Origin of the sequence: Massilia sp. DJPM01, from assembly GCF_030348125.1 — a bacterium.
GTDB lineage: Bacteria > Pseudomonadota > Gammaproteobacteria > Burkholderiales > Burkholderiaceae_D > Telluria_A > Telluria_A frigida.
In genome coordinates, this window is sequence record NZ_JAQOZV010000095.1 from 1 (window position 1) to 12,691 (window position 12,691).

The window sequence follows — 12,691 nt, forward strand, 5'->3', positions numbered from 1 at the left end:
GATGAACAGGAACATCGCATGAGCGAATCGTCTTTTAGTCTTCAGGACCTGATCAGCGATCGGCAGCATGATCGCATTTTGCGCTTGTCCTTTCCGAACAGCGACGGTCCCGCCTCGCAACTTTTGGTTAACCGCCTGGACGCGTTTGAAGCCTTGTCGCGTCCATTCGAATTCACTGTCGAATTGCTGTCCAACGACCCCAATGTGGCGCTCAAGGACTTGCAGGGCAAGATGATGTGCGTCCAGCTGGTGCGCAGGGATGGCACGATGCGCTACTTCACCGGACGCGTGTTCAGCTTCGGCCTGAAGACGGTCGACGGCGGCGTGTCTTACTACGAGGCGAAGCTGGGGCCGTGGTATCAGTATCTGAGCATGCGCAAGGATAACTACCTGTTCCACAACACCACTTTGTACCAGCAAACGTCGAGCATCTTCGGCGACTATGGCAGCCTGGCCGAGTGGGACTGGCGCGTCCAGGGCGCCACTGGCGCGATGACCGACGCCTGCCAGTTCGACGAGAGCGACAGCAACTATCTGGAGCGGCGCTGGGCCCGGGCTGGCATCTTCTACTGGTTCGAGCATACCGAAGCGGGCCACAAACTGGTGCTGTCGGACGACTCCACCGCCGCCGATCCGATTGACGGCCGGCCCGAGATGCCGTTCCAGCGCCATGGCGGCGCGCATGAAGAGGATGGCATCGGCGAATGGTCGCCGGGGCGCCAGGTCGTACAGGGCACGGTGTCGCTGGCCTCGTACGACTTCAAGACCGGCCGCCCGGCGCAAACCTCGCTGCCGACGGTGCAGAAGCAAGGCGACGTGCCGAATATCGAATCGTACGAATACTCGGGCGCCTTCGGCTTCAAGGACAGCGGCGACGCGCGCGACGTGGCGCAGCGCCAGATGGAATCGGTCGAGGCGGGAGGCAAGCGCTTCGATGGCGCGGGCAACAACCGCTATGTGATGCCGGGGCGCTGGTTCCGCCTGACCGGGCACTTCGACGCCGATCCGCGCGGGGACGATGCACAGGCGCGCGAATTTCTCATTATCGAAGTCACGCACCACGCCACCAATAACTATCACGTCAAGGTGACCGAGCCGTCGCGCTACGAGAACACGCTGACGGCGATCCGCCGGATCATTCCGTGGCGCGCGCCGCGTGCCTTGAACAGCGTCGAGACGAAGATTCATGGCATCCAGACTGCGACCGTGGTCGGGCCGGCGGGCGAGGAAATTCATACCGATAAATATGGCCGGGTGCGCGTGCAGTTCCATTGGGACCGGGTCGGCGCCAGCGACGAGAAGAGTTCGGCCTGGATTCGGGTGGCCACGCCATGGGCGGGCGCGAATTTCGGGATGACGTCGATTCCGCGCATCGGGACCGAAGTGATTGTGCAATTCCTGGATGGCAATCCGGACCGGCCGATCATCACCGGCATGGTGCCCAATACCGACACCATGCCGCCGTGGACTCTGCCGGAGAACAAGACGCAGAGCGGTATCTTGTCGCGCTCGACGCCTGGCGGCAGTTACGAGAACGCGAATGCGATCCGCTTCGAGGATAAGAAAGGCAAGGAACAGCTCTGGCTGCATGCGGAAAAGGACCAGCTGACCGAAGTCGAGCACGATGAGGATAAATGGGTCGGCAACGACCGCCGCAAGACGATCGATCGCGACGAGACCAATCACATCAAGCGCGACCGCACCGAGACGGTCGACCGCGACGAAACGATTACGGTGCATCACGACCGTACCGAGACGGTCGACAACAACGAAACGATCACGATTCACAACAACCGCACCGAGCGGGTGGACCACGATGAGAAGATCAGCATTGGGGATAACCGCACCGAGGATGTGGGGAAGAACGAGACGATTGATATCGGCGGCAATCGTACCAAGTCGGTCGCCAAGAACGAAAAAGATTCCATCGGGAAGAGCTGGTCGATTAATGTGGCCAAGTTCAAGACCGAAACCATTGGCATGGCGTACATGCAGAACGTGGGCTTGGGACGGATGGAAAACGTGGGCTTGGGTTACAGCCTGAATGTTGGAATGTTCATGTCGACCGTGGTGGGCACAAGCCAGACGACCACCGTGGGCGAATCGATTTCCATTACAGCCGGTACCGAATTGTCGATCACGGTTGGCAAGGCCAGTCTGGTCATGAAAGCCGACGGCACAATTATTTTTAACGGGCACACCTTTAGCGTGGGCACGAGTGATGAACAAACCTTCAAGGCGGATGGCAACATCACCATGAAGGGTCAAAAAATCCTGGAAAATTGATGAACCAAGGTAAGCCCGACAGCGCTAGTATGCCCACGATCGAACTTGCATCGGCCGAACAGCTTTTGCGCGACGTAATAACGCAGACCCCGCCACGGCCAGCGCGTGCCGATGGCATCGCGGTAGGCATTTTCGAGGGTATGGGGGAAGACGGTAGCATCCTGGTCAGCATTGCCACGTTTGGGCTGAGCCGGATACCGGCGCGTAGTATCAGCCCCCTCGATCCAAGCCAGATCGGTCAAGCGCTCGCGTTGGGATTCGAAGCGGGCGATCCCTTGCGCCCTATCGTACTCGGGGTGATGCTCGCCACACCCGCTGCTCCGGCCCGTGCTCCCGACGAGCTGTTGCTCGACGGTGAACGGGTGACACTCACCGCGCAGCATGAAATAGAACTTCGCTGTGGCGAGGCCGCACTCATCCTCAGCGCCGACGGCCGAATCCAGCTTCGTGGCACCTATATCACCAGCCAGGCCAGCGCGACGCATCGCATTCTTGGCGGCTCGGTCAACGTTAACTAGGGGCGAGCATGGAGATAATGGTTGGTTCCAAGCATTACTTGGCTGAGATCGCCACGGCGCTCGATATCCATGGGCGGGAACACCTCGTCATTGTCATCAAAGCCAGCTGGCAAATTCCAAATGATGGTCAGCGGCCGCGGCCGCTACCTCCTGCTGCGCTGTCGCAGGTGGACGAATTTTTTGGCGAGCCAGGTGCCAGTGCCATGCGTTACGGCTCAGACTTCGCCCGGTTCAAACCGCGCTGCGACGTCCTCTTCGACGCGTGTGCACACGCACCGCAGGGAGAAGCAGTGCGCGAGCTCACTGTGGCATTTCAAATTGGCACACTGAAAAAAGGCTTGAAAGCCATCGGTTCCCGGCATTGGCAAAAGCGCCTGGGCATGTACGGGCTGAGCCAACCAGCCCACTTCACCAGTATGCCCTTACACTATGGTCTCGCGTTTGGCGGTACCCGAACCTACCCCCAGGGTAGAGGGGCCAGAGCCCAGATCCTGAGCGAAGCATTACTGGACAATCCAGCCGGTCTCGGCTGGGGCGGTAACAAGACCGGTGGCGATCTTGATGGCGCCGCGGCCCCTTGTTTGCAAGCCCTCGATGAAAACATCACCAGCCCGACCGGGAAGTACAGCCCGATTGCTTTCTCGGCAGTCGCGCGCCACTGGCAGCCACGAACACGCTATGTCGGCACCTATGACGAACACTGGCAGCGGGAAATCGCGCCCTTCCTGCCCGAAGATTTTGATGAACAGTATCACCAATGTGCGCCGCAAGACCAACAGATTCAATATCCAACCGGTGGCGAAAAGGTCATATTGCGAAACATGGTGGCAGGACGCGAAGACATTCGTTTCAATCTGCCAAAGCTCGACCAATTGCAGGTCCGCATATTGCGTCACGACTACAGCGTGGTAACACCGACGCCTGTGGTCGATACGCTGTTTTTTGAAACGGAGCAGGCCCGCTTCTCGGCAATCTGGCGCGTGAGCGTACCGATCCAGCGGCGCATCCAAGAGTTTAAACTGATCGCGGCCGGCGCAGTCGATCCTGCCTGGTGGGAAGGCAAGAGAACCGGAAAGGACGGCTGCGTTGGTTGCAATGATCAAACGGACGACACCGAGGAAGTATACGCATGACAGTCTCCTCTACGCCACCATCGCGTTTCTGGAATATTTTCAGCCGCCCCGCCACGGAATCGGTTTCGTCAACTTCCTTGGCCATCCGGTCTGCCGGGCTTTGCTGTGCCGTGGGCTATAACCTGGCGGCGGCTACCTGTGCAATACGCGCCAACATGGATCATTTTCAGCAAAGTGATTTTCGCACCTACCAACACGACAATATTACGGTCGCTCGCTTGGACGATACGGAAACCTGGGGCCCGACCAGGCTAGCGCGCTGGATCACGCTGGCAATCGATGATTGCCTTGGTGAGGTGCCGTGGCTAGACACCACGAAAGTACCGCTGATTTGGCTTGCACCGCTGCCTGAGCGTACCGGATGCGACGGTGAATGGTTCAATCGCGTCTTTACCCAAGCAATCGAGAGTTTGGATCAGGAGTTCCACCCAAGTTCCGGGGTCCTGCGGCTGGGCCGCGCCGGCCTGGCGCCGGCATTGCAGCAGGCCACTGAGTTTCTCGACCATCCAGACTATCCATTTGTGTTGTTGGTCGGTGCCGACACCTATCTCAACGCGGCGACCATCAACTACTACTTGAACAGCGAACGGTTGCAAACTCCGGGCAACTCCGACGGTTTCATTCCGGGTGAGGCCGCAGCCGCAATCTTGCTACAAAAAGCTGGACCAAACGCGACGGCAGGCGCTGCCGAAGCCGCTGAGCAGGCCTGCGTGCACATCGTGGGCTTTGGCGCCGGCAACGAACCCGGCCGTCCGGATGGCAGTGTCCCCAGTCGCGCGCAGGGCTTGGCGCAGGCCTTCCGCGCGGCCTTGGGAGCCAGCACACTTGAATACGCCGATCTTGAATTCCGCATGAGCGATCAGAACGGCGAGGCTTTTTTCGCGCGCGAGGCATCTAACGCCATTACCCGGGTCGCACCGGTTGGCGGACACAAATTGCCATTATTGACCATTGCTGACTGCCTGGGTGAAGTGGGGGCCGCGACCGGACCGGCCATGCTCGCGTACTTGTCGCGCCTGATGCCCCACCGCGCCAGTCCTGGGGAATGCGGCATGCTGCATCTGGCCGACGATCATGGCATGCGCAGCGCAGTTATACTTAACTATCATTCCAGTTAGAAAGACACGCCTATGGATACCAACGTTTTTGCGAACGATAACGAAATTTGCTCAAAGGCCGCTGACGGGCAATCGAGTGCCGCTTTCCCGGATCCGTGCTGGAGCCCGCCTGCGCCAACTGCTGGGCCATTATTAATCCCGTATCCAAATACTGCATTTGCCAACCAACTGCAACAAGGCAGCACCACCGTGTTTATTTGCGGCACGCCAGTCGCGCTGAAAGATGTCTCCTATTTGGCCAATAGCGTCGGGAATGAACCCGCCACGCTGGCTTTTGCCAAGGGCCAGAAAACAGCGGTGATTAAAGGCAAAGCGTTTTTCACCGACTGGTCACCGAATGTGAAATTCGAGGGCCTCAACGTTTGCCGACACAATGACCCTATGACACATAATCATGGCTGACTCACCGGCAGAACGGCTGAAAGCAGCCCGGGAAAAAAGACGGCGCGCCACCTCGGCCGAAACGCGACAAGATAACAGACGCACTCGCGTTGTCAGACCGGCACGTTACTCGCCGGCTAACACGGCCGACTTTCATTATTTTGACAGCAGGACGATGCATCCATCCTGCCGGAAGGATAAGGCGCGCATCAAAGATGCGTGCAATGACAAAGCAAATGCCGAAGAGGACTCCAAAAAAGCCGCCGAGGGGGCAAAGCTCAATCCAACAAACGTTAATGGTACAACCAGAAGCTTGTCACGCGAATTAAAGAAGGCGGCCACGGCACTAGACGGTGCTGGTAAAACCAGGAGTGGTTACGTTCGCAACGACAAGAATAAATGGATGGAAAACCACTGCGGCGGATTGTGGAATAAACCGGGTGGCCAACATGGTCCGGACGGTGCAAAAGTCAACAACACTGAAGGGTTTAAGCAACAGATCAAGGATAAAGTTGGCGAACTCAGCAAGATAGCGGAGGACGTAAAAGGCGCGGCCATGGGAAAATTGGAGAATTTTGCCAAAAACTATTTCAAGGACCACGCCGATGATATCCTTGAAAGTGCCGCTGAAAAAGCAGCAAAAAGAGCCGCGTTTGTCAAAGGGTCGCCGGTCGTCGCCAAAGCGTTTTCGCGCCTATCCATGTGGGAAACGTTGGGGCATGTAATTGGCAATGCCGCTGGCGCGATCATGACCAACGACATCGAAACAAAATTCCAGGCTGTCTCCAAAGCCGCATTCGACGCCGTGGAAAAGGCTGCGGAATACCAGCGCATACTCGCACCAGGTGGACTTGAGGATGTGATGGCAAGCACCATGGCCGGCATTGCCTTTGCGAATCCGTGTATTAAAGCGCGTAAATGCTTGCTGGTACCCTATGATCAGAGTGGAGAAACAGACAAGGGCAAGGGCTGCTGTCCCGGCCAGACCGGCCACCACGTTTTACCTAAAGCAATGTTCAACAAGTACACGCAAGAAACCGTGGACGGGAAGCCGAAAATGGTGGAAGGTGGATTGCGCGACTGCTGGAAGGACTATAATCAGAAAAAAGCGCTGACCATCTGCCTGGAGGGTACAACCAATCGTGCGGCTAACGGGAGCCACGGCATGGCGCACGCGGGTACAGCGGCCCTCATGCAAAGGCACCGCACATCGACGGATATGCCCTATACCACAGCGCGCGATGAGATTTCAACTATGCTGGCGCAAGCCTACGGTTGCGATCCAAATTGCCTCAAAGCGCAACTGGATGAATCCATGAAAGACGAACATAGCTGCGGCCCACTTAAAGGCGCACAAGTAAGCCCTCATTCTGGCGAGAGCCGTGGAGGACCGGAGGTGATCATTCGGCCTAACTTGCCAGAATTCTAAAGCAAAACTCAATCAGCGAAACGGATTACTATATGGAAGAAGTACTTGATAGAAAGTCTTGGAACGATATTTTTCGTGGCTACACCATATATGATTGTTCCATCAATAGAGCAGAAGGATTTGGGTTTATCGCCGTCGAAGAGAAAGATGATAGAGATGTATTGCCGAAAATTCGTTTTATTACCATGTCGATCAATCGGCCACTGGATAAAAGATTCGGCGTGGTGGAGAGTCCCAATTATGATTTTTGCACGATAGCCTGCAGCGTCAATCCGCCCGAATATGTGGCTGTGGATATTGGCAGCCAAGTATTTTCAGCAAGCCCTCTGCGCATGGGCGGCGAGAAGAATATCGACCAGGTCATCGACATGAAAACCTACCGCGGCGAGGTAGGTATCATCAATAAACTTGTCCGTGCGGCCGGCCAGATCTACGCATTGGGTAACTATCGAAAAATCTACCGGCGTATCGGCGTCGAACAATGGGTAGAACTGGGCAAGGAAGGTAAAGGGGTGCCCGTACCGAGGGACGTCGAGGCTGGAAAAACCTATGCTACCAGCTTGGGTTTCGTGGACATGAGTGCATTTTCCGCCAACGACATGTACGCGGTTGGTGGCAAAGGGGATGTATGGCGCTTTGATGGCACCCGCTGGCACGACTGTTCACTTCCGACCAATGTGCCTTTGTCGACCGTATGCTGTGCCGGCGACGGCTTGGTGTACATCTCGGAATTGAATGGCAGTGTGTGGGCAGGCCGCGCCGATCAATGGAAACGCATCGCCGAAGCCGACATCGCATGGGGATATCAACCGGTTGACTCGGTCTGGTTCAATCAGCGCCTTTATTTGGGTGCTCAGGAAGGATTATGGACAGTCGACCGGAACAGGAAACGCCTGGTGCCCCTGAGCGAAGTCGAAAGTGACGCTCCAAACGCGACGAATGGCGGGCGGCTCGATCTGAGCCCGGACGGTAAATACCTGCTTACCGCCGGTCCGCACGGCGCTTGCCTCAACGATGGCACCGGCTGGAAACGGCTATTCAACGCTTTCGACTTCATGTGAACCTACGACGACGCATATGCAAATAGGAAACAATCACAAGGTCATTGTTGCACTGGTTAAAAGACATATCGAGGACGCTGCTTTCTACTGGGCGCAACATGAGGCGAGCATCGATTCGCCACGCCTCAGCTTGAGCGAACTGGCACGATTTAGCGATTTGCTGGACGCGCATCTGGAAGGAATCAGCGTTGCAGGTTCCCCCGGGTGGCAGCCTACTTTGAGCGCCTTGGAACGTTGGAAGCAGCCTGGTGAAGCCTTTGTTGCCGCCTATGCCGCCTTGGGTCGGAATGATCCGTCTGAGCTCGCAGAACTCCTGTTGCACGTCCGCGCGCAGCCTGAGAAATTACTCCGTGGCGTGATCAGTGCGATCGCATGGCTTCCAACGACCTCCGCGCTGACCTGCATCGCGCAATGGACTCAGGAAAACAATGCTCCCCTCGTCCAAGTCGCGGCACTGCGCGCCGCTGCGCTCTGTGGCGATGAAGCGCAAGAGGCCATATCGCAACCCCTGATCAATTTCCTTAACAGCGAGGATGCGCATGTTCGTGCGGCCGCGTGCAGGGTGGCTGCGTTGGGCGGAGGCGAGGGCGAAATTGAGGTGGCGCTGCACAAGTGCCTGGCAGACCCCGACATGCCCGTACGGGCACAGGCAGCGTTTTCCGTGGCACGACGCTATAGAGCCATGCCGGTGCCGAACGACAGAAGCCAAAATTCGCTCCTGGCGGCGGAAACCCTCTGGCAATGTGTCATTAGCCAAGTGAATATACTGACCGACACCAAGGGGTGGTATCGCAAACAGGCGTTGCGCCGGCTTAACCGATGGGTACAACACCTGGCAGGAATGGTGCCAATCGGGCATCCGCAATTGAATGCGCTCTTGCAGTTCATGCCGCCACGACTGGCACTGCGATTTATCGCCTACCACGGCGATCCAGCGCACTTACCGCACGTGCAAGCAAGGCTAAGCGATAACGACACGGCGCGTTATGCCGGCTGGGTGTGGCAAACCATCACCGGCGTGGACTTGGCGAGCGCCGAGCTCACCATGGCTGAACCAGAGCAAACACCTAGCGACACCACCGGCGACGCCCGCACAGATGTGGATCATGGGCTAAAGCTGCCGGATGCTGAGAAAGTCCGCCACTTCGTCCGCATTCCCTTGCAAGAGGGTCAGCGGCATTTACGCGGCCAACCGCTCGACCCAGAACTAGCAATGCATTTTTTGGAAGTGGCGCCTCACGCAGTTCGGAGTATTGCAGCTCAATATCTCCAACTTCATCATCCAGTGGCGCGCGTCGTGATGCGAGGCGGTGCCCGCCAACAAATCGCCGCGCTGGACCAACTCGATGACGATCTGTTTCATTCCGGGGCGACGCTATGAACCAACAGTTGGATCCATGGAATGATGCCAGCCTCGTGGCGCAACGTCTGTCGCCTCCAAACGCGCGGCTGCATGTCCTCATTGGTGCAGAAGCATGGTGCGCTACCTGCCGACATGTACGCCCTCAGTACGATGCTCTGGCCGCGCAGGCCAGCATCGACGAAGTTTGGCTTTGGCTGGATCTGGAAGATCATTCAGAATTTATTGGCGACTATCTACCGGACACTCTCCCAATGCTGATCGCGTATCACGGGACTAATCTACTCGGCTGCGTCCCCGTAGAGGGCAAAGCGGGATCGCTGGGCGACCTGATTCATCGGATTCGCTCCCAAGGCGTTCTGCGCGATCCCAGCCACGATGCAGCACCGGATCCCGGCATTCGCGCACGCCTCCTGGTGCAAGACTGGGCGCCTGAATAAACGGCATGCGCACATACGAGCATGTGCGCATGTAGAACGTTCGGGAGCCAGGTCTTGCTCGTGTTCGACACTGCCATGCACTCTACACGCACGGACTCACGTCCTGCGGGTTGGATGAGTAGGCCCAAGGAATTTCACCTTGAGCGCTCGCGTGCTGCGATAGCAGTGCCGTCACGGCTGATATGCCCGATCAATTCACCGCCCAGATGTTCCTTGATCATGGCTTCGTAGGCACGCTCGACTATCCGGTCTCGGCGAATTGGGCGAACGCCCGCGAGAAGGTCGCTTCCGAAGGAAGCTTGGCATACGGCGCGAAGCCGCAAATGCGACGCAATGGCTTGTCCATCGTCAAGCGTTCCACCAGGCCAGTCGTGGTGCCGATGCCGAGTACGGCCTTGGCAACAAAGGCGTTTGCCAACCAAGCTCGGACATGTGGCGGCCGACCAATGCCGCACCACGAGTGAGCGACAAATTCTTCCACCCGAGCCCATTCAAGAACATGCGCTACGCGGGCCAGTTTCGGTGTCACGACGCCGACTTCGGCACTTCGGCACGCAACTCGGGAAGCACATCATGTTGAATCGCATTCCAGCGTTGCATGATCAGATCGCGTCGGGTAGCATCCATTGTGTGGGCGTTTTGGTGAAGTCTTGAGAAACTACATCATGCCAGAAATGGGTGCGCCCAAACCCTCCTTTATGCTTGCGATGCCAAGCCGTTCCCATGCGTTACGCCAGTTTTGCAAGAGCCTCAAAGGGTTGAAGCGGGCGCGCCAAATCCAGCGAACGGGGGACGCCTGGACCTTAACCAGGACGGAAGATTTTTGTTGACCGCTGGACCTTACGGCGCGTGCCTTAACGACGGGACGGAATGGAGGAAACTATTCAGCGCGTTTGATTTTTGTTGAAAAACAATGTGCTCCATTTAAAATCACGAACTGAGCATGGTTGTAAATCTGAAGAAAATGATGACGGCAGGTGTCTGGAATATTTAATGGAAAACGATACATCAGGCATTGCCTATGCAAGCCGTCCGATATTTCACAGCCCACATTGATAATTCGATTCTTGACTTTTCCGACATGAGCGCATTCACCAGTGACGATATGTACGCAGTAAACGGCAAGGGCGATTTGGGGCGCTTCGATGGTGTAAGGTGGCATCGTATTTTGAGGAACGAGACAGATTATCAATCTTACTGACAAAAATTGTTTATTTAATCTATCGTCCGTCTTCCCCATCCGGCACATCAACTTCCTAGTTAAAAAAAAGCCAACAAGCGCATTGCTTTGACGCGCCTGGCAGTGCAAAATACGCAACGCGCAAATGATGTACGAAAGGTCGCAAGAACGGCCAATCACCTGAATATCATCTAAAGTGCTCCGAATTCTCAACTGGCGCAAAATGCCGCGTCAGACTGAATCCTGAACGCCGGCAGGCCACATTGAAAGCCTTCTCAGATCCACAATGAACTTCACGGTTATTGCGCAATTATTGACAGCCAAAAGACGTATTTACTCCTCCCTAGCCGAAAAAAGTAAAAATGATGAACACAAAATTCACCAACTTCGCCAGCATCGTTGCATTGATGGCGCCCCTGTTTGCCAGCAGCCACGCCTACGCGGCCGCCGAATGCCCGATGATCCCGCAAGCGGACGTCATCAAGGCCTTCAACGATCCCAAGGCGCGCATGGATTTCGCCGACCCGTCCGGCATGTGCTCCTTTTCGCTGAGCAACGGCGGCAGCATGACCGCCACCGTCCAGAAGCGCCCGAAAGCGTCGGAAGCCAAAGCCATTTATGACAGCTACAAGGCGACCACCTTCGCTGCCCTGAAACGCAATGCCAGCACCCCTGCCGTCGGCCAGGAAGCGTATTTCGGCATGAGCGCAAAGGATGCCAACCCAGGCGAAGCGGGCTTCATTTCCCTGCAAGGCGATTCCCTGTTTGTGATCAGTTACCGTGCCAACGGCAAAATCGATGACAACGTCGCAGAATCCCTCCTCACCCTCGGTCGCATCGGCAGCGGCAAAAAGGATAACGCGGCGCAATCGTACGGCGAATGCGAATGGTTCACCCCGGCCGAAGTAACTACGCTGCTCGGCAAGGGCAAGCCGACGGTCCAGCGCCTTGCCGCGAACCACTGCATCGCCTCCGCCAATCCAGGCGGCTCGGCCCTGGTCGGCATGACCAGCAAGCACGGCACCAAGGAATCCTTGGGCAACATCATGGCGTCATCCACAAAAATCTGCACCGTGGTGCCTTTGCCGCAACTGGGCGCCAATGCCCACGCATCGTTTGCATGCAAGGCACCGGCCAATACGGCAATGTCGATCAATTTTGTAAAGAACGGCACCCACGTCATGATGATCTACACGCCGCCTAACCGCGCTGCGGCCGAAAGCGACATCAAGGCGCTGGAAGTTGTGACAAAGCGGGCATTTGACCGCTTCTGATATCAGTCAATGTAGCGCCTGAAACGCGCCTGGTGGAACGACAGCGTGTCGTTCCACCAGGCGTGGCAAGTACAGTGCTGCGCAGCTTGTCCAGCGCGGCATAAGCAGCTGGAAACGCGTATGCTCCACTGTACTTTATCCACCAAAGACCGCGATGAGCAAACTGCTGATTACCTACCTCATTCTCATTGCCGGGATGGTGCTGCTGGATGTGCTGTGGCTCGGTGTTATCGCCAAATCGATCTACGCCGACGGCATCGGCCACCTCATGGCCGCCCAGCCACGCTTCGGCGCGGCTATCGCCTTTTACCTGCTGTATGCGATCGGCCTGATGTTCTTCGCCCTCGCACCCCACGGCCCGCGCCGCACCCTGCGCACCACCCTGACTGCGGCGGCCCTGTTCGGCACGGTCGCGTACGCCACCTACGACCTGTCCAATCTCGCAACACTGCGCGACTGGCCCCTCAGCCTGGCCATGATCGACATAGCCTGGGGCTGTGTCGCTAGCACG

Annotated in this window: 12 protein-coding genes and 1 pseudogene; 11 read left to right on the forward strand and 2 right to left on the reverse strand. The window is 57.0% G+C overall.

The features are described 5' to 3' along the window. From PO883_RS32680 to PO883_RS32720, 9 genes are all read left to right on the forward strand, one after another. Positions 1-2,286: type VI secretion system Vgr family protein (locus PO883_RS32680; RefSeq protein WP_373890131.1), on the forward strand; the 2,286-nt coding region annotated here is incomplete at its 5' end. After that, positions 2,286-2,804 carry a DUF6484 domain-containing protein gene (locus tag PO883_RS32685; protein WP_289313497.1) on the forward strand — a complete coding sequence of 173 codons (519 nt, stop codon included), beginning with the start codon at positions 2,286-2,288 and terminating at the stop codon, positions 2,802-2,804. The genes PO883_RS32680 and PO883_RS32685, both read left to right, overlap by 1 nt. A gap of 8 nt (positions 2,805-2,812) precedes the next feature. Then, positions 2,813-3,937 (forward strand): DUF2169 domain-containing protein, encoded by a 1,125-nt coding sequence (locus tag PO883_RS32690; RefSeq protein ID WP_289313498.1) that lies wholly within the window; start codon positions 2,813-2,815, stop codon positions 3,935-3,937. Further along, positions 3,934-5,055, forward strand: a complete 1,122-nt coding sequence (locus PO883_RS32695) for a hypothetical protein (protein WP_167089513.1) — start codon at positions 3,934-3,936, stop codon at positions 5,053-5,055. The genes PO883_RS32690 and PO883_RS32695 overlap by 4 nt, the downstream gene beginning before the upstream one ends. Positions 5,056-5,067: 12 nt before the next feature. Then, positions 5,068-5,457: a DUF4150 domain-containing protein gene (locus PO883_RS32700; protein WP_167089515.1), complete on the forward strand. Its 390-nt coding sequence runs from the start codon at positions 5,068-5,070 to the stop codon at positions 5,455-5,457. Next, on the forward strand, positions 5,450-6,865 hold the full coding sequence (locus PO883_RS32705; RefSeq protein WP_289313499.1) for an HNH/endonuclease VII fold toxin-2 domain-containing protein: 1,416 nt from the start codon (positions 5,450-5,452) through the stop codon (positions 6,863-6,865). Before PO883_RS32700 ends, PO883_RS32705 begins: the two co-directional genes overlap by 8 nt. A gap of 32 nt (positions 6,866-6,897) precedes the next feature. Then, positions 6,898-7,926 (forward strand): hypothetical protein, encoded by a 1,029-nt coding sequence (locus PO883_RS32710; protein WP_289313500.1) that lies wholly within the window; start codon positions 6,898-6,900, stop codon positions 7,924-7,926. Positions 7,927-7,942: 16 nt separating this feature from the next. Continuing rightward, positions 7,943-9,307 carry a hypothetical protein gene (locus tag PO883_RS32715; protein WP_289313501.1) on the forward strand — a complete coding sequence of 455 codons (1,365 nt, stop codon included), beginning with the start codon at positions 7,943-7,945 and terminating at the stop codon, positions 9,305-9,307. Beyond that, positions 9,304-9,726 carry a thioredoxin gene (locus PO883_RS32720; protein ID WP_289313502.1) on the forward strand — a complete coding sequence of 141 codons (423 nt, stop codon included), beginning with the start codon at positions 9,304-9,306 and terminating at the stop codon, positions 9,724-9,726. The genes PO883_RS32715 and PO883_RS32720 overlap by 4 nt, the downstream gene beginning before the upstream one ends. 143 nt (positions 9,727-9,869) lie before the next feature. Here PO883_RS32720 and PO883_RS32725 read toward each other — a convergent pair. Both PO883_RS32725 and PO883_RS32730 read right to left on the reverse strand, forming a co-directional pair. Then, positions 9,870-10,353, reverse strand: a pseudogene (locus PO883_RS32725) (transposase); the annotation flags it as partial. A 253-nt stretch (positions 10,354-10,606) separates the two neighbouring features. Then, positions 10,607-11,128 (reverse strand): hypothetical protein, encoded by a 522-nt coding sequence (locus PO883_RS32730; protein WP_289313503.1) that lies wholly within the window; start codon positions 11,126-11,128, stop codon positions 10,607-10,609. A gap of 140 nt (positions 11,129-11,268) precedes the next feature. On the opposite strand from PO883_RS32730, the gene PO883_RS32735 reads away from it, so the two are divergent. Beyond that, complete coding sequence (locus PO883_RS32735) at positions 11,269-12,180, forward strand: helix-turn-helix domain-containing protein (protein WP_167093954.1); 912 nt, start codon at positions 11,269-11,271, stop codon at positions 12,178-12,180. Between the two features lie 154 nt (positions 12,181-12,334). Further along, positions 12,335-12,691, forward strand: a 357-nt coding sequence (locus tag PO883_RS32740) for a DUF2177 family protein (protein ID WP_289313504.1), incomplete at its 3' end; no start/stop codon positions are given.